Source organism: Pseudomonas sp. efr-133-TYG-103a (assembly GCF_030209235.1).
GTDB lineage: Bacteria > Pseudomonadota > Gammaproteobacteria > Pseudomonadales > Pseudomonadaceae > Aquipseudomonas.
Map to the genome: position 1 here is coordinate 22,636 of NZ_JARVSK010000003.1, position 23,460 is coordinate 46,095.

Below are 23,460 nucleotides of genomic sequence, written 5' to 3' on the forward strand. Positions count from 1 at the left end.
ATGTTTGTGCCGCAGTTCAAGAATTTCGAGCAATGTAGGAATCGCGTCGACGACCGCCCTTTTCGGGCCACTTTGGACTGACGCCCATAAGCGTTTAGTATCCGGCATGGATTTCTTTTCGTGAGCCGGCTTCATGTCTATCAACTGGATTTGCAAACACCATACCGACCTTGGCAAGGAAGAGTTGTACGCCATCTTGAAACTGCGCGCAGAAGTCTTCGTGGTCGAGCAGAAATGCTGGTACCAGGACGTCGACGGCCAGGATCTGCTGGGTGACACCTGCCATTTGATGGCATGGCAGAACGATGAACTGGTTGCCTATCTGCGCCTGCTGGACCCGATTCAACAGGACGGCGATGTGACCATCGGCCGGGTGGTCACTGCACCCTCGATACGCAACAAAGGGATGGGCCACGAATTGATGGTGCAGGCGCTGGATCATGCCGAGCGAAAGTGGCCCGATCAGCCGATCTATCTGTCCGCCCAAGCCCACTTGCAGGGCTATTACAGCCGTTATGGATTCAATCCGGTGGGTGAGGTTTACCTCGAAGACGGTATTCCGCACATTGGCATGCGCCGAGATCTGGACTGATCCCGCGACTTTCCAACGCGAGCGCCGAACGCTTCGGCGTCAGGGATAACCCAACACCGCCTTGATCTGCTGCACGTTGCGTTCGATCCAGTGCTTGTCGATCGCGCCCCAGTCACGAATCCGGTAACCGCCCGCATGATTGCGGGCGCCGTCCAGCTGTTCGAACTCACAGACGATATCCAGATCGGCCAATGCCGCAATCGTGTCCTGCGCGGTGCGTCGCGGCATGCCAGTGACTTCGGTGAGCGCCGGTACGCTCGCGGCGATTTCACTGTCGATCAGATACGCCACATACAAACGGCGATAGAAACTGCTTTTGGTCTTGCTGACGTCCATCGCCAGATCCTTTGGGGTGTGAGAGCGAGCAGCTTAACGCGCACCGAGCGACATGTGCTGCGGCAGCCGACTATCGATCGGCAGACTGCAGGTCGCGCCAGGTCAGATAGACGCGCAGATCGAATTCCAATTGGTGATACCCCGGCTGCATGTGCTCGCACAGCTTATAGAACGCCTTGTTGTGCTCCGATTCCTTGAAGTGCGCCAGCTCGTGCACGACGATCATTTTGAGGAACTGCGGAGCGGCCTCCTTGAACAGCGAAGCCACGCGGATTTCTTTCTTCGCCTTGAGCTTGCCGCCTTGCACGCGTGAAACAGTGGTGTGCAGGCCGAGCGCCCGGTGCGTGAGGTCGAGCCGGTTGTCGAATAAGACCTTATCGATGTTCGGGGCGTTGCGCAGATGCTCCTGCTTGAGCGCCAGCGCGTAGGCATACAGCGCCTTGTCGCTCTGCACTTCGTGGCGATCGGGGTAGCGCTGCTCCAGATAATCGCCCAGCCGATTCTGCACGATCAGCTGACGTACCTGATCCTGCAGGGTTTGCGGATAAGCCTGCAGGTATTTGAGCGGCATCAATGCTGTGGAGGTCATGGTCCGGTCGTGTCGCTGAAAAGTCGCCAGTCTACCCCGTCAGCCCTGATCGAGCAGCCGCTCGGCGACCGGCAATTGGACGGGATGCACGAAGCGTTCTGCTTCTTTGGGCTCCAAAGGATGCGCGAGCAGAAACCCCTGCATGAGCTGGCAGCCGTTCGCCACCAGCCAGTCATATTGCTCCTGGGTTTCGACGCCTTCGGCAATGACGTCGATGTCGAGCATCCGGCACAGATCGATGATGCTGCGCGCGACCGCCAGGTCCCGAGGCGAGCCCATCATGCCGCCGATGAAATGTCGGTCCAGCTTGAGCGTATCCAGATCGAGATTGCGCAGATGCGCCAGTGAGCTGTCGCCTGCGCCGAAGTCGTCCAGCGACACGCGCACGCCGATGTCGTGCAGGCTTCGCAACTGCTGGCGGCTGTGAACCAGATTGTGCACGAGCGAAGGCTCAGTGATTTCGACTTCCAGTTGACGCGGATGCAGACCGTGCAAATGGATGGCCCGCTGCAGTTCCGCTGCCAGATTGGGCATGCTGAACTGCGCCGGACTGACGCTGACACTCATGATCAGATCGTCCGGGAACACGCCATTCCAGCGCTGCCGCTGGGCAGCGCCCTGCTCGAAAATCCAGCCGCCCAGCTTGTTGATCAGGCGCGTCTCTTCGAGCAACGGGATGAACACGCCGGAAGGCACATCGCCCGCATCGGGATGCTGCCAGCGCAGCAGCGCCTCGAAACCCCGGATCCGGCCAGTGGTGACGTTGATCTGCGGTTGGTACACCATCGAAAAATCCTTGCCATCGATGGCCGTACGCACGCTTTCTTCGAGCATCAGACGCGAGCGCGCGCGGCCGTTCATGTACTGATCGAAGAATCGATACTGATGTCGGCCTGCCCGTTTGGCCTCATACATGGCGATGTCCGCCGCCCGCAGCAGACCATCCAGATTGGTGCCGCAGTCAGGGTAAACCGCAATGCCGATGCTCGCGCCCAGCGTTGCCTCGATCCCGTCGATATGACGGCGAGCCGAGACACGCTCGATGAGTTTTTCGGCAACCTTGGCCGCGTGCTCGGGGAAATCCAGTCCGTCGATCACGACCACGAACTCGTCGCCACCCATTCGCGCCAGAACGTCGTAAGGGCGCAAACAATCCTTCAATTGCTCGCCGACCCACTGCAACACCTGATCGCCTGCGTCGTGCCCGAGTGAGTCGTTGACGTGCTTGAAGCCGTCCAGATCCAGGTACAACACCACCAGGTATTTGCCCGAGTGCTCGTTGCGCAGCAGCATGCCTTCGACCGTCTGATAGAAGCCCCGGCGGTTGAGCAGGCCGGTAAGCGAGTCAGTCACGGCCTGTTGTTCAAGCTGACGATACAGGTCGCGCACCACCGACATGTCGAGCACGCTGAGCACCATCGCTTTCTGCTCTTCCGGCAGCGGCGCACAGGACAAGGCCACCGGCACCTGACGCCCCTCGGGCGTACGCAATACGGCATCGTGAACGCGATACGTGTCGGCGCGGCGGTAGTGGTGGTAGAACCCCGATTCTTTCCATTCGGTGAAGCAGGGTTCCTGAAGGTAGCTGCACAGATCCGTGCCCCGCAGCTCGCCGTCGGTCATGCCCAGCAAGCGACAAATGGCCGGGTTGGCGAAGCTGATGATGCCGTCTTCGTCGACCACCAGAATGCCCTCGCCGACGTTGGCCAGCACCGAAGCATTGAACGCCCGCGCCGTCTCCAACTCTCGGCTGAGTTTCTGCAGGGCACGCCGGTTGTGCTGTTGCTCCAGCAGGGCCTGCACCTTGGGCTTGAGGATATTGGGGTCGAACGGCTTGAACAGGTAATCCACCGCGCCGCTGGCATAACCCTTGTGCACGGCGTCGCGTGATTGTTCGTTGGCGGTCAGGAAGATGATGGGCGTCAGGCGTGTGCGCTGACTGCCGCGCATCAGACGGGCGACTTCGAAGCCGTCCATCTCAGGCATCTGCACGTCGAGCAAGACAAGGTCCACGTCCACGTCGAGCAAAAGGCCCAACGCTTCCATGCCTGAGCTGGCCGTCACGATTTCCCAGTCCTGTCGTTGCAGGACCGCACGCATGGTGACGAGATTCTCCGGGTAGTCATCGACTACCAATAGGACTGACTTGCCATTGGGAGGCAGGGGTTGCACGCGATCCATGCTGCTACTACTCATCATTCACTTACTGCCCGGGGGAACAGGCTCCGCCGATGATCCGATAGGCAGATACTCTAGCCCCGAATGTGGAAAAGAGAAGGAAGGCCACCGTTTTGCCATCGCAAATCCGTTTACCTCCCGACTAACGGTAGCTGCACCGTACGTCAGCGCCTGCCTGTCCCGCAACAAAAATGGAGGCACATTGACGCTAGCCACTCGACGGATTGACGTTAACAAATCCATTTTCGAACCGTATAAGGAGCGCCCCCTAACCCTTGCGCCAGACGCGTTTGCTGGCAATGAGACACATCGGACGAAAGAGAAAATGATTGATTTAGGCACGTGGAATCTGAGCATTCCTGTGGGCTCGCCCCCCGCCACGATTGAGACCAAACAACTGATCCAAGGCTATGACGGTAAATATTTCAAATCCGGTTCATCCAATGTGAGTTTCTGGGTTCCGGTCACCGGCAGCAAGACAGCCAATGCCATTTACCCCCGCACCGAGCTGCGCGAAACCTGGTCCAACGGCACCCTCCATAACTGGTATTACCCCGACGCGGACAATTTCCTGCGGGCCAAGCTCAAGGTCATTCAGGTGCCGTCGTCCGGCAAGATCGTCATCGGCCAGATCCACGTTTATGAGAGCACCCAGCCGCTGCTCAAAGTGGAATATCAGTACAAAGACGCTACTCACATGGGCAACATCGTTGCGAAAGTGCGCTTTCATCCCAAGGACAAGAAAGCCCGCGTCATCACCATTGCCGAAGACGTGCCGCTCAACGAGACTTTCAATTACGTCATCCATTTGAACAAGGCGGGATTGCTCAGCGTGACCGCTCGCGGCATGGTCTGGAACGACCGGATCAGCGCGACGTGGAGCAAACAGCAGCTGTATTTCAAGGCCGGCGTCTATTGTCAGGACAACACGGGCTATACCAGCGAAGGCGGCAAAGCCATGTTTTTCAACCTCGATACCGATCACAACAAAGGCTGAGCCCTTTCAGGCGCTGAGGCTGAAATGAAAAAACCCGCGTCATTTCGAGCGCGGGTTTCTTCATGAGCCAGACGGATCAGGCCGCTCGGTATTCTTTCTCCGCAGCCTCGAAGCGAGTCAGCATACCGGGCGTCGGTCCCTTGCCCATCGAGCTGAACAGGAAGATGGCGGCACTGGCGAAGATGAAGCCCGGGATGATTTCGTACAGCCCCAGCAACTCGAAGTGCTTCCAGACCACCACTGTGATCGCCCCGACCAGAATCCCCGCGAGCGCGCCGTTGCGGGTCATGCCTTTCCAGACCACCGAGATCAGCACCACCGGGCCGAACGCGGCGCCGAAGCCGGCCCATGCATAACTCACCAGCCCCAGCACCCGGTTCTCCGGATTGGCCGCCAGCGCAATCGCAATCAGCGCCACCAACAGGACCATCGCCCGGCCCACCCAGACCAGTTCGCGCTGGGAGGCACCTTTGCGCAGGAAAGCCTTGTAAAAGTCCTCGGTCAACGCGCTTGAACACACCAGCAACTGGCAGCTCAGCGTGCTCATGACGGCCGCCAGAATGGCCGAAAGCAGTACACCGGCAATCCATGGGTTGAACAGGATCTTCGCCAGCTCGATGAACACTCGCTCATGGTTTTCGTTGACCGGCCCTGCCAGCTCCGGGTGCGCCGAAAAATAGGCGATACCGAAGAAACCCACTGCAACGGTGCCGCCCAGGCAGAGGATCATCCAGGCCATGGAGATACGCCGCGCACTGGCGATCGACTTGACCGAGTCTGCGGCCATGAAGCGCGCCAGAATGTGCGGCTGGCCGAAATAGCCCAGGCCCCAGCCCATCAGTGAAATCACGCCGATGAAGGTGGTGTTCTTGAGCATGTCGAAATTGGCAGGATCCTTGGCCTCGATCGCGAGGAAAGTCGTATCGACGCCGCCGGTCGCCAGCAGCACGATGATCGGCGTGAGGATCAGGGCGAAGATCATCAATGTTGCCTGGACCGTGTCGGTCCAGCTAACGGCCAGGAAACCGCCGATGAACGTGTAGGCAATCGTCGCCGCAGCGCCCGCCCACAGAGCGGTTTCATAAGGCATGGCGAACGTGCTTTCAAACAACCGAGCGCCCGCCACGATGCCCGACGCGCAATAAATCGTGAAGAAAAGCAGGATGACGATGGCCGAGATGACCCGCAGCAGGCCGCTGGTGTCTTCGAAACGGCTGGAGAAATAATCCGGCAACGTAAGGGCATCGCCGTTGTGTTCGGTCTGCACGCGCAGACGGCCTGCGACGAACAGCCAGTTCAGATAAGCGCCGACGATCAGGCCAATGGCGATCCAGCTTTCCGACAGGCCGGACATATAGATCGCGCCCGGCAAGCCCATGAGCAGCCAGCCGCTCATGTCCGAGGCGCCAGCAGAAAGCGCGGTGACGACGCTGCCGAGGCTGCGGCCGCCGAGAATGTAATCCGAGAGATTGTTAGTGGAGCGGTAGGCCAACAGTCCGATCAGGACCATTGCCGCGATGTAGATCACAAAGGTGATCAAGGTGGGGTTGCTGACGCTCATTGTGATGCCCTGCCGTTGTTTTTATGGGCGCGAACGAGGCCGATTGCGCTGCGCACCGCAGAGTCGCAGGCTCACCGTTCGCGTACCTAACGCCCGTCCGCGATGTCGGCGACGTAGAGAACACTTGGCTGCACCAAGGCGGGGCATGCTAGTGGACACAGCCGGACAGGTGCAACCCGAAATTCCGGCCAAGTTGCACCTTCTTACAATTTCATGGCGCGCAAGTCGGCGCAATAAGCCCATCGGCGCCGAAACAGGTCATTTCGAGCACTGAAGCACGCAAACGGTGCTTCACGAGGCGCAATCAGACGGTTGGAAAACACGCCAGAAATATTCGGCAAAAACCGGTTGCACCCGGTTGCACCCCGCCCCAAGCGCAGCTACTCTTGAGGCCATCTATAGCCACACGAATCGTGGCTTTCATGAGGACAAGACATGGCGACCACCACCCTGGGTGTCAAACTCGACGACCCGACCCGCGAGCGTTTGAAAGCAGCTGCACAGTCCATCGACCGGACGCCGCACTGGCTGATCAAACAGGCGATCTTCAATTACCTGGAGAAACTCGAGGGTGGTGCAACCCTGAACGAACTCAATGGCCTGAACGCCAAAGACGCCGATGACCACGGCGAGCTGCCCGCCGAAAATGGCCATCAGGCGTTTCTTGAGTTTGCCGAGAGCATCCTGCCTCAGTCGGTGCTTCGCGCCGCGATCACGTCGGCCTATCGTCGCCCTGAACCTGAAGTCGTTCCCATGCTGCTGGAGCAGGCGCGCCTGCCTGCCCAGATGGCCGATGCGACTCACAAACTCGCCGCCTCGATTGCCGAAAAGCTGCGTAACCAGAAGAGCGCCGGCGGCCGTGCGGGCATTGTCCAGGGCTTGCTGCAGGAGTTTTCGCTGTCGTCGCAGGAAGGCGTGGCGCTGATGTGCCTGGCCGAAGCGCTGCTGCGTATTCCTGACAAGGGCACCCGTGACGCCCTGATCCGCGACAAGATCAGCACCGGGAACTGGCAGCCGCATCTGGGCAACAGCCCGTCGCTGTTCGTCAACGCCGCCACTTGGGGCCTGCTGCTCACTGGCAAACTGGTCAGCACCCACAATGAAGCGGGACTGACTTCCTCGCTGAGCCGCATCATCGGCAAGTCTGGCGAACCGATGATCCGCAAGGGCGTCGACATGGCGATGCGCCTCATGGGCGAGCAGTTCGTGACCGGCGAAACCATTGCCGAAGCGTTGGCCAACGCCAGCAAATTCGAATCCAAAGGCTTTCGCTACTCCTATGACATGCTCGGCGAAGCGGCGCTGACCGAGCACGACGCGCAGAAATACCTGGCGTCTTACGAGCAGGCCATTCACTCCATCGGCAAAGCCTCCCACGGCCGCGGCATCTACGAAGGTCCGGGCATCTCCATCAAGCTCTCGGCGCTGCACCCGCGTTACAGCCGCGCGCAGTACGAGCGTGTGATGGAGGAGCTCTACCCTCGCCTGCTGTCGCTGACCCTGCTCGCCAAGCAGTACGACATCGGCCTGAACATCGATGCGGAAGAAGCAGATCGTCTGGAGCTGTCGCTGGATCTGCTCGAGCGTCTGTGCTTCGAACCTCAACTGACGGGCTGGAACGGCATCGGCTTCGTGATTCAGGCTTACCAGAAGCGTTGCCCGTACGTGATCGATTACGTGATCGATCTGGCTCGCCGCAGCCGCCATCGCCTGATGATCCGTCTGGTGAAGGGCGCTTACTGGGACAGCGAGATCAAACGCGCCCAGGTCGAGGGCCTGGAAGGTTATCCGGTCTATACCCGCAAGGTGTACACCGATGTTTCCTACATCGCCTGTGCCCGAAAGCTGCTCTCCGTGCCGGAAGTCATTTACCCGCAGTTTGCGACCCATAACGCCCACACCCTGTCGGCCATCTACCACATCGCGGGCCAGAACTATTACCCCGGCCAGTACGAATTCCAGTGCCTCCACGGCATGGGCGAGCCGCTCTACGAGCAGGTTGTCGGAAAGGTCGCCGACGGCAAGCTGAATCGTCCGTGCCGCGTGTACGCACCGGTCGGCACCCACGAAACCTTGCTGGCGTATCTGGTTCGCCGCTTGCTGGAAAACGGCGCTAACACCTCGTTCGTCAACCGCATCGCCGATCAGTCGATTTCGATCCAGGAACTGGTCGCCGACCCCGTCTCCACGATCGAGCGCATGGCCACCCAGGAAGGCGGCTTTGGCCTGCCACATCCGCGCATTCCATTGCCGCGTGATCTGTACGGCAGCGAGCGCGCCAATTCCGCCGGCATCGACATGGCCAACGAACATCGCCTGGCGTCGCTGTCCTCTGCCCTGCTCGCCACGGCTCATAACGACTGGAAAGCCGCGCCGATGCTGGGCAGCCCGGTCAGCGCAGGTGCTCAGACACCCGTATTGAACCCGTCCGACCTGCGCGATGTGGTCGGTCATGTCCAGGAAGCAAGCCTGGAAGACGTCGACAACGCCTTGCTCAGCGCCTTGAGTGCCGGCCCGATCTGGCAGGCCACGCCGCCCGCCGAGCGAGCCGCCATTCTGGAGCGCGCGGCCGACCTGATGGAAGCCGAAATACAGCCGCTGATGGGCCTGCTGGCCCGTGAAGCCGGCAAGACCTTCGCCAACGCCATCGCCGAAGTGCGTGAAGCCGTGGACTTTCTGCGTTATTACGCCGTGCAGGCGCGCAACGATTTCAGCAACGACGCTCATCGCCCGCTCGGCCCGGTCGTGTGCATCAGTCCATGGAACTTCCCGCTGGCGATCTTCAGCGGTCAGGTCGCAGCAGCGCTGGCGGCTGGCAACCCGGTGCTGGCCAAGCCTGCCGAGCAGACGCCGCTGGTGGCCGCTCAAGCCGTGCGCATCCTGCTTGAAGCCGGCATTCCTGAAGGCGTGGTGCAATTGCTGCCGGGCCGCGGCGAAACCGTGGGGGCCCGCCTTGTCGGCGACGATCGCGTCAAAGGCGTGATGTTCACCGGCTCCACGGAAGTCGCGCGTCTGCTGCAACGCAACATCGCCGGTCGTCTCGACGCTCAAGGACGTCCGATTCCGCTGATCGCTGAAACCGGCGGCCAGAACGCAATGATCGTCGACTCCTCGGCGCTCACCGAGCAGGTGGTCATTGATGTCGTCTCGTCGGCCTTCGACAGCGCCGGCCAGCGTTGCTCGGCCCTTCGTGTCCTCTGCCTGCAGGAAGACTCCGCCGATCGCGTGATCGAGATGCTCAAAGGCGCCATGGCCGAAAGTCGCCTGGGCAACCCCGAGCGCCTGTCCGTAGACATCGGTCCTGTCATCGACGCCGACGCCAAGGCCGGCATCGAGAAACACATTCAAGCCATGCGCGACAAAGGCCGCGCGGTGTATCAGGTGGCGATTGCCGACAGCGATGAAATCAAGCGCGGCACCTATGTGATGCCGACGCTGATCGAGCTCGAAAGCTTCGACGAACTGCAGCGCGAAATCTTCGGCCCTGTGCTGCACGTCGTTCGCTACAAGCGCAGGGAACTGGACCAGTTGATCGGCCAGATCAACGCCTCCGGTTATGGCCTGACGCTGGGCGTGCATACGCGCATCGATGAGACCATCGCCAAGGTCATCGATACCGTCAATGCGGGCAACATGTACGTCAACCGCAACATCGTCGGCGCTGTGGTCGGCGTGCAACCGTTCGGCGGCGAAGGCCTGTCGGGCACCGGCCCAAAAGCGGGCGGTCCGCTGTACCTGTATCGCCTGCTGTCGACGCGACCGGTCGATGCCGTGCAAAAGTCGTTCGCCGCGCGGGACGCTCAGGTGGCTCCCGATACGCGAATGCGCGACGCCATGCTCAAGCCGCTGAACAGCCTCAAGGCGTGGGCGGCAAGCCAGCAGCAGCCTGAGCTGGAAGCCCTGTGCGCGCAGTTTGCCGAGCAGTCGCAAAGCGGCGTGACCCGCGCGCTGATCGGTCCGACCGGCGAGCGCAACACCTACAGCATTCTGCCGCGCGAACACGTGCTGTGCCTGGCTGAAGACGAAACCGACCTGCTGGCACAACTTGCCGCTGTCATGGCAGTGGGCAGCACGGCCATCGTTCCGGACGCAGAACCAGGAAAATCGCTGCGCAATCGCCTTCCCAAGGATGTGCAGGCACGCATCAAACTGGTGGCCGACTGGAGCAAGGAGGACGTCTCGCTCGACGCCGTTCTGCATCACGGCGATTCGGACCAGTTGCGCGCCATCTGCGAGCAGGTTGCCCAACGTGGCGGCGCGATTATCGGTGTGCACGGCCTGTCCAAAGGCGAAACCGGGATCGCCCTGGAACGCCTGGTGATCGAGCGCGCGCTGAGCGTCAACACAGCGGCAGCGGGCGGTAATGCGAGCCTCATGACGATCGGCTGATTGATCGCTGATAGCCATGGCAGTCTGGCTTGCCAGCGGCGGCGCCTTAAAGGCCCACCGCCGGCGAGTCGGACAGCCGCAGATGCTCCACGCATTTCTGCGGGAGTGAGTTCGCTCACCCCCACAGATTCGCTGCAAGGCATTCACCCCACGTACTACCCCTCCATCACGCAAATCAATCTTCCTGTTCACCCCTTCCGCGCCTACCTAGACTCGACGGCAATTCATCAAAAGGTACGCTGCCATGTCCGAGACGCTGCTCAGTTCGCGCAATCTGGCTTTCGAGCTGTATGAAGTGCTGGATGCCGAAGCGCTGACCCGGCGTGAACGGTTTGCCGAGCACAGTCGCGAGACGTTCGATGCGGCGATCACGACTGCGCGCACCATTGCCGAAAAATACTTCGCGCCGCACAACCGCAAGAATGACGAGCACGAGCCGCGCTACGAGAACGGCGAGGCGGTCCTGATCCCGGAGGTGAAGCCCGCTGTCGACGCGTTTCTCGAAGCAGGCTTCCTCAATGCCGCGCGCGACTTCGAAGCCGGTGGCATGCAGCTGCCGACGCTGCTGTCGCAAGCCTGCTTCGCGCACTTCCAGTCGGCCAACGCCGCCACCACGTCCTATCCATTCCTGACCATGGGCGCGGCGAACCTGATCGAAAGCTTTGGCAGCGACGAACAGAAAGGCCGCTTTCTGCAGCCCATGATCGAGGGCCGGTTTTTCGGCACCATGGCACTGACAGAACCTCACGCCGGATCATCGCTCTCCGACATCCGGACCCGCGCCGAACCCATGGAAGACGGGACCTATCGCCTGCGCGGCAACAAGATTTTCATCTCCGGAGGCGATCACCCGCTGTCGGAAAACATCGTGCATCTGGTGCTGGCCAAGCTCCCCGACGCGCCACCCGGCGTGAAAGGCATCTCGCTGTTCATCGTGCCGAAATACCTGGTAAACGACGACGGCAGTCTGGGGCCGCGAAACGACGTGTTACTCGCCGGGCTGTTTCACAAGATGGGCTGGCGCGGAACGACGTCCACAGCGCTGAACTTCGGCGACAACGGGCAGTGCGTAGGCTATCTGGTGGGCAAGCCGCATCAGGGGCTCGGCTACATGTTCCAGATGATGAACGAGGCACGGATTGGCGTGGGCATGGGCGCGGTCATGCTGGGCTATGCGGGGTATCTGTATTCGCTGGAATACGCACGCGAGCGTCCGCAGGGTCGGCTGCCCGACAGCAAGAATCCACAGGCCGCGCCGGTATCGATCATTCAGCACGCCGACGTCAGACGCATGCTGCTCACGCAGAAGGCCTATGTCGAAGGTGCCTTTGATTTGGGGCTATACGCCGCGCGCCTGTTCGACGATACCCAGACCGGCGAAAGTGAAGACCAGCGCAAACAGGCCCACGAACTGCTCGACCTGCTGACGCCGATCGTCAAATCCTGGCCTTCGGAGTTCTGCCTCAAGGCCAACGAGCTGGCGATTCAGATTCTCGGCGGTCATGGCTACACCCGGGAATACCCGGTGGAGCAGTACTACCGGGATAACCGGCTGAACCCGATCCACGAGGGGACGCACGGGATTCAGTCGCTCGACTTGCTGGGACGCAAGCTGGCGCAGAATGGAGGCGCAGGCCTCAAGCAACTGATCAGGCTGATCGCCCACACCTGCGAGCAGGCACAGACGCATGAAGCGCTCGATGCCCTGCGTGAGCCGCTCGAGCAGCTGGTTGCACGCCTTCAATCCGTCACCATCGGGCTGCTGACCGATCTGGCACAGGGCAAAGTCAACGCCACCCTCGCCAACTCAGCGCTCTACCTGAAAGCGTTCGGCCATACCGTGATTGGCTGGCGCTGGCTGGAGCAAGCGATTCGCGCCCGAGAGGGATTGAACGGGGCGGACGAGTCCGACACGCGTTTTTACAACGGCAAGCTGCAAGCTGCCCGGTACTTTCTGACGTGGGAAGTACCGGGATGTCATCACGAACTGGCGATTCTCGAACGCCGGGACGACGCCTGCCTGTCGATGCAGGATGAGTGGTTTTGACGGCTCGCCGTTAATGGGTGGAAAGGGGGAAGAAGGTGTCGGTCAGCGTTTTCGCGTCCGGTCCAAGAAGGACTGCAAAACGCTCGCGGCTAAAAGCTTCCCCCGTTCGCAGATCAAGCAGCTTTTTCCCTTCTATCGGCCCTGCGACCTCACGCAATTGCACTTTCATGAATTGATAAAACGTTCCGAGAACGTGTTCGATGCTGTCGATCTGAAAATAATGCCCCGGCAAGAAAATAGACTCGGCCTCCTCTGGGTTCGCTGAAAAGGGCGCGACTGGCACGGCGTTCAGATAATTTTTTTCAGGGAGTACGAACACCACGCTGGTTTCATCGAAGAGAATCGGTGCGGTCGTGGCGCTGGCGTGCATCCCGCCCTGATTACTGGCGAAGGTTCTCGCCATGTAGGGGTTCTCGCTGAACGAGGTGATATCGGTGTTGACCAGCACATCACCTGAGCGAACCTCGCCCGTACGGAAAAAAGCCCCCGATGTGCCTCGCGCGCCGCTCCCACCTCGATACAGTGCGACGTCATTGTTACAGCCCACGGTCGCCACATCGGTCGCAAGCCGCTGGAGCATTGCGATCTGTTCAGGATATTTCGGTACACCCGTGCGCAGGAACTGGTTGTACGCGTCGTCCTCCCGGGTGTACTGCCGGATGCTGGATGCGACGTACTCGCCGTCATGAGTGCGAAACACATGATGCCTGGCGCCCCATTCGTCGAAGTGGATATCTTCACCTTCCGAATCGAGGGAAGTGACCTCGTCCGGTTCCAGCGGGAACACTTCGACCACGGCTTTCTGTCGAGCGAGCGCGTCGCTGGAATGAAGCTGTTCATTGAACAGATCAAGCTGCATGAAACGGTCCCAGAACGCAGATTGCACGGTTGTAAAACGAGGTTGATCAGCGACTGCCGCGACGGCTGCGTCCATCGGCATGCCGCCAGACAACCCGGCCCGTGGCAGGCGCTGCCATTGGCCATCCGGGTTCAGACGCAGCGGGCAGCGACCTGCGAAGGCAAACGGATTGCCTGCCTCCACCATCACCCAAGACCCCAGACTTTCATCAAACATGACCCGACGCGCCTCGCCGTCAATCAACACCCATGTCTCGCCATTATTCAACGAGTAGGTTCCTCTGAAGCGGCCTTCTTGCGCCGATGGCACCTGCATTTCAAGAACCCTGTCGCCTTGCATGCCTGACAAGGGATCGGCGGGCAACTCATCCGTCGAAAGGGTGACCCGCGTCGCCGCCGACCTGACGCCCCCGCCCATCTGCAGCAGAAATGGCAGGTTGAAGAACAAGTAAATCGCGCTATTGATCGCGCTCTGGATACCCGCCCGGCGCTGCGGCGCCGAAGTGCCGTTGACCGCCTGATCGATACTCAGACCGAGACTGATTGCGCTCGCGCCGACAACCGCCAGGGCCATCGGCCAGGCCAGCGGCGCCAGATTGCCAAAGACCGAAAGAAACGCGTTCAGATAGCCGAGCCAGATGCGTTTGCGCAGATCGCTATTGCTGATCAGCAGCGTGTCAGCATCCTCACGCATTTCGCGGCGCGCCAGATCCCGGAGGTGAACGAACGGGTCGCCCGGTATGCGCACATGCCCCGGATTGACGAGCTGGTCGGGTCCCTCAGGGTCCTGTGCTCGACTTAACAATTGCGCCACGTTGCGCTGGAACGCCTCGCGACGCACCTGCCAATCCCCAGTCGAGCGAAGAAACCGGGCGCAGATCGCAGGCCGCGTCCGTGCTGACAGAAATTGTGCTTTAAGCCATTCATACAAGTGCTGGTGCGAATCAAAGCATCGGAACGGCGCTGCATCTCCACTCAAATACAGAATCTGCCGATCGCCCGCGCCGACTATTCGCAGGACATCTCGCGCCTTGAACTCGCCCAGCTCCAGATAAAAGACCGAGTTGCCTTGCGCTGCTGGCGCTCGCAGGTGTGCCAGGGTTGACACCGGATCAGTCGTGACGATGCTTCGCAACAGCTGGAAATCGGCGAGGGAAAGAAGATTCTGTCCAAAACTCGCCGCCGCGCAGGCCAGAAATCTGGCTTTGCCCAGCACGCAAAAATTGTCGCTGTGTCGAGCCCAGAACCGGTCCATCCTGCGCCGATAGCCCGCGCTGAAATCCAATGCCCAGAAATCCCGAAGCACATCTTCTGGCCGCATCCGGACTTCATTGCGTTCGTCGAAGCACTCATGGCTGGCGTCATCCGTGTAGAAACCGCTGTACGGCCCCAGCTCATCCGCAGACTGCTGGTCACTGACATTGAAACGATGAATCATCAGCTCGATCATCGTCATCGACTCCACCGGAGCGCTGCCGTGCCTCCAGCCGTTGAAAGACAGCCGACTGCTGCTGGCCGATGAAAACCTGTGCCAGTACACGCGAGCGGGATCGAGGTGCTTGCCCGTGTGGCTGAAGATAATCTTCTGCGCTGCGGATCTGGCCAGTTCGTGGAGATCGGGATAATCGGCGACGTAGTCACTTGCTGTTCGTTTGAGCTGCTTTTCGTCTGACTCGGTTGTTACGACTGCGTTTGAAACATGCATGGAGCGGATCGCTTCTTCCTGAATGAACGCATGACGTAATCAGAATTCAAGGTGCGATCTGCCATAAATAGTTATGGGGCCTCGCGACGCTCCCCAGGTGCGCACGCCGACACTGATCCTCCGAACTGCACCGGCCGCAGCCCGGTGACCAGTCGATTCCACCCGCTCCAAGTGCCTGGCCTTGCGCAATTACGCTTTGACAGCCAACCAATTCAACAGGTTAAATCCCTTGGCACGCGGACTGCATGGTCAGTTCACGGATGCATTTATCACTTTCGTCTGGAGTACCGCACTTGGATGCCACGACCATCAACAGCCTGTTCCTGATCGGCGCGTTGCTGGTGGGTGCGAGTATTCTGGTCAGCTCGCTGTCATCGCGACTCGGCATTCCGATTCTGGTGATCATCCTGGCGGTCGGCATGACCGCCGGTGTCGACGGCGGCGGCATCATCTTCGATAACTACCCCACGGCTTATCTGGTCGGCAACCTGGCGCTGGCGGTCATCCTCCTCGATGGCGGCTTGCGTACTCGGGTCGCCAGTTTCCGCGTGGCGCTCTGGCCGGCGTTGTCGCTGGCAACCGTCGGTGTGTTGATCACCACGGGGCTGACCGGCATGGTCGCGGCCTGGCTGTTCGACCTGAATATCATCCAGGGACTGCTCATTGGCGCCATCGTCGGCTCCACGGACGCAGCGGCGGTGTTCTCGCTGCTCGGCGGCAAAGGCCTGAACGAACGGGTCACCGCCAGCCTGGAAATCGAATCCGGCAGCAACGACCCAATGGCGGTGTTCCTGACCGTAACGCTGATCGACATGATCGCGAGCGGCCAGACCGGCTTGCACTGGAGCCTGTTGGGCCATTTGATTCAAGAGTTCGGCATCGGCGCAATTATCGGGTTGGGCGGCGGCTGGCTGATGCTGCAGCTGGTCAACCGGATCAATCTGGCCAACGGCTTGTATCCGATTCTGGTCATCGCAGGCGGTCTGGCGGTTTTCGCCCTGACCAACGCCATCCACGGCAGCGGCTTCCTGGCGGTTTATCTGTGCGGCCTGGTGCTGGGCAACAAGCCTATCCGCAGCCGCCACGGCATTCTGCACATGCTCGACGGCATGGCCTGGCTGGCTCAGATCGGCATGTTCCTCGTGCTCGGGTTGCTGGTCACGCCACACGATCTGCTGCCAATCGCGCTGCCCGCGCTGGGGCTGGCGCTGTGGATGATTCTGGTCGCCCGTCCACTGTCGGTGGTAGCCGGGCTGCTCCCGTTCAAGGTCTTCCACGGACGTGAGAAAGCCTTCATTGCCTGGGTGGGACTGCGCGGCGCGGTGCCGATCATTCTCGCGGTGTTCCCGTTGATGGCGGGGCTGCCCCATGCTCAGCTGTACTTCAATCTCGCGTTCTTCATCGTGCTGGTCTCGCTGCTGGTTCAAGGCACGAGCCTGCCGTGGGTTGCCAAACTGCTGAAAGTGACGGTTCCACCCGATCCGGCGCCTATTTCCCGCGCGGCGCTGGAGGTGCACGTCACCAGTGAGTGGGAGCTGTTCGTGTATCGGCTCGGCGCAGAAAAATGGTGCATCGGCGCGGCGCTGCGAGAGCTGAAAATGCCGGAAGGCACGCGGATCGCGGCGCTGTTCAGGGGGCAGCAACTGCTCCATCCGTCGGGTAGTACGGTGCTGGAAGTGGGTGACCTGCTGTGCGTGATCGGGCATGAACACGACCTTCCAGCCCTCGGAAAACTGTTCAGTCAGGCACCACAACGCGGTCTGGATCTGCGCTTCTTCGGTGACTTCGTTCTGGAGGGAGACGCTCAGCTCGGGGCTGTCGCGGCGTTGTACGGTCTGAAGCTCGACGGGCTGGATTCAAATATGCCGCTGAGCCAGTTCATCATTCAGAAAAATCGCGGCGCGCCGATTGTGGGCGACCAGGTCGAATGGAACGGAACTATTTGGACAGTTGCGGTTATGGAGGGGAACAAGATCCTCAAAGTGGGCGTCAGATTCCCCGAAGGAAGCCGCCCCGGTCCCGGGTTGTTCCTCTAAACTGCTCCTCATTCCTGATCGCTCGACCCGGTGTCTATGTTCACGCTGCGTACTTTTTTTGCCTCGGCCCTGCTTGGGCTATGCCTGTCGTCTGTTCCGGCGCTCGCCGCCGATACGCCTCCACCTTCCAGCGAAGCCGTCCAGCAGAGCCTGGACAAAATCGCCGACCGCAAGCTCTCGGCCGATGATCAGAAAGCGCTGCAGCAAGTTCTGGAACAGACCCTCAAGTTCATCGCCGCGCAGAAAGACAATCAGCAGAAGCTCGATGATCTGAAGAAACAGCTGACCGATGCACCGCGGCAGACCAGCGAAAACCAGCGCGAGCTGGCCAAGCTCAAAGCCAGTAAACCGATGCCGGTCGCTCAGCGCTATGCCAATCTCGATGTGCCGCAGCTCGAGCAGATCCTCAGCCAGCGCAGCACTCAGCAGTCCGATCTGCAAAAAGCGCTGAACGATGCCAACAGCCTGACCATCACCGCGCAGACACGCCCCGAACGGGCTCAGGCCGAAATCAGCAGCGCGCAGACGCGTATTCAGACGATCAACAGCATCCTCAAGTCAGGCAAGGACGGTGGCAAGGCGATCAACGCCGATCAGCGCAACCAGTTCAACGCCGAGCTTGCTTCTATCAACGCGCTGATCGCCCTGCGTCGTCAGGAACTGGCCGGTAACAGCCAGCTTCAGGACTTGGGCGGCAGCCAGCACGATCTGCTCACCGAAAAGGTCAGTCGTCAGGATCAGGAAATCCAGGACCTGCAGACGTTGATCAACGACAAACGCCGTGCCCAGTCCCAGGAAACCGTGACGCAGCTGTCGATCGAGGCGCAGAAAGCTGGCGGCAGTAGCCTGCTGGCCACCGAGAGCGCCGCGAACCTCAAGCTGTCCGATTACCTGCTGCGCGGCACGGACCGGCTCAACGAGCTGACCCAGCAGAACCTCAAGACCAAGACTCAGCTCGATGCCCTTACCCAGACCGATCAAGCGCTGGATGAGCAGATCAACGTGCTCAGCGGCAGCTTGCTGCTCTCCAAGATTCTCTACAAACAGAAGCAATCGCTGCCCAAGCTGAAGCTCGACAGCGGCCTGGCGGACGAAATCGCCGATATCCGGCTGTATCAGTTCGAAGTCAATCAACAACGCGAACAGATGAGCAGCCCGAGCGCTTATGTCGAAACGTTGCTCGCGACGCAGAAGCCGGAAGACGTCACCCCCGCCCTGCGCAAAACGTTGTTGGACCTGGCGACCACACGCAGCGATCTGCTCGAGCGCCTGAATCGCGAGTTGAGTGCGCTGCTCAATGAATCCATCACCCTGCAGCTCAATCAGAAGCAGCTCGTCAGCACAGCGATCAGCCTGCGCGAGACGCTGGATGAGCAGATGTTCTGGATTCCCAGCAACAAACCGCTGGACCTCGAGTGGTTCGAGCGTGTTCAGCCGCGCCTGATGAAGCAGCTCACAACGCTGCCGTGGACCTCCAGCATCAGCGAACTGAAAGATGGGCTGACTCAGCGTCCGCTGATCTTCCTGCCGTTGTTGCTGGTGATCGGCGCGCTGATGTGGAAACGCAAAGCGCTTTACGACAAGCTCAACCGCCTGCATGGCGACATCGGCCATTTCAAGCGTGACCGGCAATGGCAGACGCCGCTGGCCATCCTCATCAACATACTGCTGGCCATGCCCCTGTCGCTCGCCCTCGCGCTCTGCGCTTTTGCGCTGCAAATCGACGCCCGCGGGCAGAACATTAACCTGGGCGCCGCCCTGCTGCAGGTCTCGCTCGCCTGGCTGGTGTTTTATACCGCCTATCGCATCCTCGCACCGGGCGGCGTCGCGCAGCTGCACTTCCGCTGGGACAAACCTCAGGTCGAGTTCCTCCGTGGCTGGATTCGACGCCTCGGTCTGGTGGTCCTTGCGCTGGTGACCGTCGTCGCCGTCGCAGAGCACGAACCTTCGGCGTTGGCCGACGATGTCATCGGTATCGCGGTGGTGCTCACCTGTTACGCGATGATGACCTGGCTGCTCGGGCGCTTGCTGCTGACCAGTCCGGCGCACCAGAACGCATCGCTGTTCCGCCGCGCTGTCGGCCTTGCGTTCACGGCGCTGCCGGTCGCGCTGTTTCTGGCGGTGTGTTTCGGCTACTACTACACCGCGCTCAAGCTCAGTGATCGGCTGATCGATACGCTTTATCTGCTGATGCTCTGGCTCGTCATCGAGGCGGCATTCGTCCGCGGGCTCAGCGTTGCCGCCCGTCGCCTCGCGTATCAGCGCGCGCTGAGCAAACGTCAGGCGGCCAAGGAAGCGGGCGAAGGTGAAACGCTGATCGAAGAACCGACGCTGGACATCGAGCAGGTCAACCAGCAATCGCTGCGACTGATCCGACTCGCGTTGATTGGGGGCTTCATCGGCGCGCTGTATTTCGTCTGGGCCGACCTGATCACCGTCTTCTCTTATCTGGACAACATCACGCTCTACGAATACACCAGCGGCACCGGTCCCACCATGAGCATGGTGCCCATCAGCCTCGGCGACCTGATCGGCGCGCTGGTGATCATCGGGATCACCTTCGTACTGGCCGGCAACTTGCCCGGCTTGCTCGAAGTGCTGGTGCTGTCGAAGCTGAACCTCAAGCAGGGCAGCTCATACGCCACCACGACACTGCTGTCCTACACGATTGCCGGCGTGGGTTTCGTCTCGACGCTCTCGGCGCTGGGCGTCAGTTGGGACAAACTGCAATGGCTGGTGGCGGCGCTGTCGGTCGGCCTGGGTTTCGGCATGCAGGAGATCTTCGCCAACTTCATCTCCGGCATCATGATCCTGTTCGAGCGTCCGGTCCGAATCGGCGACACCATCACCATCGGCAACCTGTCCGGCACCGTCAGCAAGATCCGCATTCGCGCCACGACCATCACCGATTTTGACCGCAAGGACATCATTGTCCCGAACAAGACGTTCATCACCGGTCAGCTCATCAACTGGTCGCTGACCGACACCATCACTCGCGTCACGCTGAAGCTGGGTGTGGATTACGGCTCGGACCTTGACCTGGTGCGCAGCCTGCTGCTCAAAGCCGCGAACGAAAACCCCCGCGTGCTGAAAGAGCCGGCGCCTATCGTGTACTTCCTGAACTTCGGCGAAAGCACGCTGGACCACGAACTGCGCATGCACGTGCGCGACCTGGGCGACCGAAACCCGGTGCTCGACGAGATCAACCGGTTCATTAACAAGGAATTCAAGAAGCAGCACATCAACATCTCGTTCCGGCAAATGGAGGTTTACCTCAAGAACATGCAGGGACAGGAGTACAAGATGGTGCCGATCGAGCAGGAGCACAAAACCCTCTCAGCACCCGCCCCGGTGCCTGCCGCTCCCAAAGACGTGCCCGAGCCGCCGGACGTCAGGCTCGACTGACATCGGTAATGCCAGCAGAATGGCTGAACATTCTGCTGGAGGCATCCCTTGAAAGCCCTCGACGAGCTGACCTTCGACAACCGCTTTGCCCGTTTGGGTGACGCGTTTTCCACGTCCGTGCTGCCCGAGCCGATCGCCGAACCCCGACTGGTGGTGGCCAGCGATGCGGCGCTGGCATTGCTGGATCTGGATCCTTCGCAAGCCGAAGAGCCGGTGTTTGCCGAACTCTTCAGCGGTCACAAGCTCTGGGCCGAAGCCGACCCTCGCGCAATGGTCTATTCCGGTCATCAGTTCGGCTCCTATAACCCGCGCCTTGGCGACGGTCGAGGCCTGCTGCTCGGCGAGGTGTACAACGATGCCGGCGAGCATTGGGATCTGCACCTGAAGGGCGCCGGTCAGACGCCTTACTCACGAATGGGCGATGGTCGCGCGGTGTTGCGTTCTTCCATTCGTGAGTTCCTGGCCTCCGAGGCGCTGCACGCGCTGGGCATTCCCAGTAGTCGCGCCGCCTGCGTAATAGGCTCGAGCACGCCGGTCTGGCGCGAGACCCAAGAGCGCGCCGCGATGGTGCTGCGCCTCGCGCAAAGTCATGTACGCTTCGGCAGCCTGGAGTATTTCTTCTACACCAAGCAGAACGAACAACTCAAAGAACTGACCGATCACGTGCTGGCGTTGCACTACCCCGAGTGCCGTGAACAGCCTGAACCGTATCTGGCGATGTTTCGTACGATCGTCGAGCGTCAGGCCGAATTGATCGCCAAATGGCAGGCCTACGGCTTCTGTCATGGCGTGATGAATACCGACAACATGTCGATTCTGGGCATCACGTTCGACTTCGGCCCGTTCGCCTTCCTCGACGACTTCGACCAGCACTTCATCTGCAACCATTCCGATCACGAAGGTCGCTATTCCTTCAGCAATCAGGTGCCGATCGGACAGTGGAACCTCAGCGCGCTGGCTCAGGCGCTCACGCCGTTCATCAGCGTCGAAGCCTTGCGTGAAGCGCTGGGCCTGTTCCTGCCGCTGTACCAGGCACATTACCTTGACCTGATGCGCCGTCGCCTGGGACTGACGACCGCCGAAGAAGACGACGCGGACCTGATCGCACGCCTGCTGCAACTGATGCAGAACAGTGGCGTCGACTACAGCCTGTTCTTCCGCCGCCTGGGAGACGAATCCGCTGAGCTCGCCGTGAGCCGACTGCGCGACGACTTCGTCGACATGCTGGGTTTCGATGCCTGGGCCGACGCTTACAAAGCGCGCAGTGCGCGGGAGCCGGCCTCCAGCGAGGAAGAACGCCGCACGCGCATGCACGCCGTCAACCCGCTGTACATCCTGCGTAACTACCTGGCCCAGCGTGCCATCGAAGCCGCCGAACAAGGCGACTACAGCGAAGTCCGCCGCCTCCATCAGGTGCTGTGCAAACCGTTCGAAGAGCAGGCCGGAATGGACAGCTATGCACAGCGTCCACCGGATTGGGGCAAGCATCTGGAGATCAGTTGTTCTTCGTGAGTGCCGCTGATCCGGTCTTGTTGGCGGGTGCAGGCTGCCCGGCGGCGGGAGTGGTCTGGCTACCTGCTACCGCTGGCTGAACAGCCGGCTTGGCCGCCGCTTTCACGACTTCCTTACTGAGGAATTTTTCGGTCCAGCTCGTGGCGACCGGCGAGGTTCTCGGGCTGAATTTCTTCGTGTGAACCGGGTTTGCAGCATCGGTTTTCTTGTCCCTGGAAGCGTCAACGATGCCCGCGAGAATGTCGTACAGCGTCAATTTGCGATCCGCGGCTTGTCGCATCGAGGTTCCCGGCAGGCCTGGCAGTGTCTTGTCGTCCTTGATGCGCGCCTCAAGGATTGCCTCGGCATCTTTGGGGTAATCGACTGCTTTCTCGATCGCGGGCAATGCCTTGAAGTAGCTCAATGCCTCGTTGTAGAACTTCGACGCTTTGCCGGTGCGCGTCTGCTCGATGACGCCTTCGGGAATCGCAACCTTACGCCAGGCCTCGTCCAACTTTTGCACGCCATGCCACGCCGCGCGTCGCTCGTTGAGGGTGAAGGTGGCGCTGTCGTCAAAGGCAATCAGGTTCAGTTGTTCTCGCGAGAGATTTTCAAACGGGCTCTTGGCGTTCTTGTCACCGGCCAGTGTCCGGGTCACGAACGCACTGGCCTCGCGTGCACGGTCCAGCAGTTCGGGGTCATTCGTCTTGGGCACTTCCATGGCGCGCGTCCCGCTGTTGACGGTGCGGCTTTCGATCAGGAACTCACTGATGCGATTGCGCCCGTATTGCCCCAGTTCGGCGTGGGTCATTCCAGCATCCCGTTTGGCTGCTCGCGCGGCGCAGTCGTTGAGCTGACTGGCCAGCGTGGAAAAGCTCGCCTTGTCGGCGGCTGCCGGCTCCGTCTTATCCACAGCAGGTTGATCACTTTTCTGCCCAGCTGACAGCGCTGGCGTTTTACTCGAGATGATGGCGGAAACGGCGGCCTGAATCTGGCTGATCATCGACGACTCTCTGACAATGAATGGACAGGGGCGATGGTTTCAAGCGACTGCAACGCCCCTGAGCGTGAAGCTATGCGGGGCCGATGCCTGCGGCTAGCTGGCCAATCAGGGCGTTCTATTGGATAAAAAGTCAGGCGGCAGGGCCGCGGATCACGATAAACAGGCGTAATCAGCGGACGAATCGAGGAATGGGCTCGGCCTTCACGTGTGAGTGAATCTGCGATCTGGTGATCGGATGGGTGGACTCGCGCCCAGTGAAACTAGCCCCGCGAA

The 23,460-nt window shown here is 60.5% G+C and carries 13 protein-coding genes; 7 read left to right on the forward strand and 6 right to left on the reverse strand.

Annotated features, from left to right (window positions below; all coding sequences use genetic code 11):
* Window positions 1–133: 133 nt before the first annotated feature.
* Window positions 134–592, forward strand: coding sequence for a GNAT family N-acetyltransferase (locus QRN36_RS02415; RefSeq protein WP_285422667.1), 459 nt, complete (start codon window positions 134–136; stop codon window positions 590–592).
* Window positions 593–631: 39 nt separating this feature from the next.
* Here QRN36_RS02415 and QRN36_RS02420 read toward each other — a convergent pair whose 3' ends face one another.
* The 3 genes from QRN36_RS02420 to QRN36_RS02430 all read right to left on the reverse strand — a co-directional run bounded on the left by QRN36_RS02420 (window position 632) and on the right by QRN36_RS02430 (window position 3,698).
* The gene (locus QRN36_RS02420; protein WP_285422668.1) at window positions 632–928 is read right to left on the reverse strand and encodes a winged helix-turn-helix domain-containing protein; all 297 of its coding nucleotides are present in this window, start codon (window positions 926–928) and stop codon (window positions 632–634) included.
* A 70-nt stretch (window positions 929–998) separates the two neighbouring features.
* Window positions 999–1,502: a YgjP-like metallopeptidase domain-containing protein gene (locus tag QRN36_RS02425; protein ID WP_093465617.1), complete on the reverse strand. Its 504-nt coding sequence runs from the start codon at window positions 1,500–1,502 to the stop codon at window positions 999–1,001.
* Between the two features lie 54 nt (window positions 1,503–1,556).
* Complete coding sequence (locus QRN36_RS02430; RefSeq protein ID WP_285422709.1) at window positions 1,557–3,698, reverse strand: EAL domain-containing protein; 2,142 nt, start codon at window positions 3,696–3,698, stop codon at window positions 1,557–1,559.
* Window positions 3,699–4,020: 322 nt separating this feature from the next.
* Between QRN36_RS02430 and QRN36_RS02435 the strand changes: the two genes are divergently transcribed.
* Window positions 4,021–4,692: a polysaccharide lyase family 7 protein gene (locus QRN36_RS02435; protein ID WP_285422669.1), complete on the forward strand. Its 672-nt coding sequence runs from the start codon at window positions 4,021–4,023 to the stop codon at window positions 4,690–4,692.
* A gap of 76 nt (window positions 4,693–4,768) precedes the next feature.
* Here the strand turns inward: QRN36_RS02435 and putP are convergent, their stop codons facing one another.
* A complete protein-coding gene (gene putP / locus QRN36_RS02440; RefSeq protein WP_285422670.1) occupies window positions 4,769–6,253 on the reverse strand; it encodes a sodium/proline symporter PutP in 1,485 nt (494 codons plus the stop codon).
* A 435-nt stretch (window positions 6,254–6,688) separates the two neighbouring features.
* Between putP and putA the strand changes: the two genes are divergently transcribed.
* Window positions 6,689–10,642: a trifunctional transcriptional regulator/proline dehydrogenase/L-glutamate gamma-semialdehyde dehydrogenase gene (gene putA, locus QRN36_RS02445; RefSeq protein WP_285422671.1), complete on the forward strand. Its 3,954-nt coding sequence runs from the start codon at window positions 6,689–6,691 to the stop codon at window positions 10,640–10,642.
* A gap of 244 nt (window positions 10,643–10,886) precedes the next feature.
* The gene (locus QRN36_RS02450; RefSeq protein ID WP_285422672.1) at window positions 10,887–12,689 is read left to right on the forward strand and encodes an acyl-CoA dehydrogenase; all 1,803 of its coding nucleotides are present in this window, start codon (window positions 10,887–10,889) and stop codon (window positions 12,687–12,689) included.
* Between the two features lie 10 nt (window positions 12,690–12,699).
* Here QRN36_RS02450 and QRN36_RS02455 read toward each other — a convergent pair whose 3' ends face one another.
* Window positions 12,700–15,252, reverse strand: a complete 2,553-nt coding sequence (locus tag QRN36_RS02455; protein WP_285422673.1) for a dermonecrotic toxin domain-containing protein — start codon at window positions 15,250–15,252, stop codon at window positions 12,700–12,702.
* A 293-nt stretch (window positions 15,253–15,545) separates the two neighbouring features.
* Between QRN36_RS02455 and QRN36_RS02460 the strand changes: the two genes are divergently transcribed.
* Genes QRN36_RS02460 through selO form a run of 3 tightly spaced genes read left to right on the forward strand, consistent with a single transcriptional unit; the run spans window position 15,546 to window position 22,205 of the window.
* On the forward strand, window positions 15,546–17,288 hold the full coding sequence (locus QRN36_RS02460) for a potassium/proton antiporter (protein WP_285422674.1): 1,743 nt from the start codon (window positions 15,546–15,548) through the stop codon (window positions 17,286–17,288).
* A gap of 36 nt (window positions 17,289–17,324) precedes the next feature.
* Window positions 17,325–20,693: a mechanosensitive channel MscK gene (gene mscK / locus QRN36_RS02465; RefSeq protein ID WP_285422675.1), complete on the forward strand. Its 3,369-nt coding sequence runs from the start codon at window positions 17,325–17,327 to the stop codon at window positions 20,691–20,693.
* 48 nt (window positions 20,694–20,741) lie between these two features.
* Entirely contained in the window at window positions 20,742–22,205 is a 1,464-nt protein-coding gene (gene selO / locus QRN36_RS02470; RefSeq protein ID WP_285422676.1) for a protein adenylyltransferase SelO, read from the forward strand.
* Here the strand turns inward: selO and QRN36_RS02475 are convergent.
* Window positions 22,189–23,097 carry a hypothetical protein gene (locus tag QRN36_RS02475; protein WP_285422677.1) on the reverse strand — a complete coding sequence of 303 codons (909 nt, stop codon included), beginning with the start codon at window positions 23,095–23,097 and terminating at the stop codon, window positions 22,189–22,191. The genes selO and QRN36_RS02475 overlap by 17 nt on opposite strands.
* Between the last annotated feature and the right edge of the window lie 363 nt (window positions 23,098–23,460).

Bases quoted from the DNA above. Each gene is read 5' to 3' on its own strand.
- QRN36_RS02415 (WP_285422667.1), top strand. From the start codon at position 134: ATGTCTATCAACTGGATTTGCAAACACCATACCGACCTTGGCAAGGAA.
- QRN36_RS02420 (WP_285422668.1), bottom strand. From the start codon at position 928: ATGGACGTCAGCAAGACCAAAAGCAGTTTCTATCGCCGTTTGTATGTG.
- QRN36_RS02430 (WP_285422709.1), bottom strand. From the start codon at position 3,698: ATGGATCGCGTGCAACCCCTGCCTCCCAATGGCAAGTCAGTCCTATTG.
- QRN36_RS02435 (WP_285422669.1), top strand. From the start codon at position 4,021: ATGATTGATTTAGGCACGTGGAATCTGAGCATTCCTGTGGGCTCGCCC.
- putP (WP_285422670.1), bottom strand. From the start codon at position 6,253: ATGAGCGTCAGCAACCCCACCTTGATCACCTTTGTGATCTACATCGCG.
- putA (WP_285422671.1), top strand. From the start codon at position 6,689: ATGGCGACCACCACCCTGGGTGTCAAACTCGACGACCCGACCCGCGAG.
- QRN36_RS02450 (WP_285422672.1), top strand. From the start codon at position 10,887: ATGTCCGAGACGCTGCTCAGTTCGCGCAATCTGGCTTTCGAGCTGTAT.
- QRN36_RS02455 (WP_285422673.1), bottom strand. From the start codon at position 15,252: ATGCATGTTTCAAACGCAGTCGTAACAACCGAGTCAGACGAAAAGCAG.
- mscK (WP_285422675.1), top strand. From the start codon at position 17,325: ATGTTCACGCTGCGTACTTTTTTTGCCTCGGCCCTGCTTGGGCTATGC.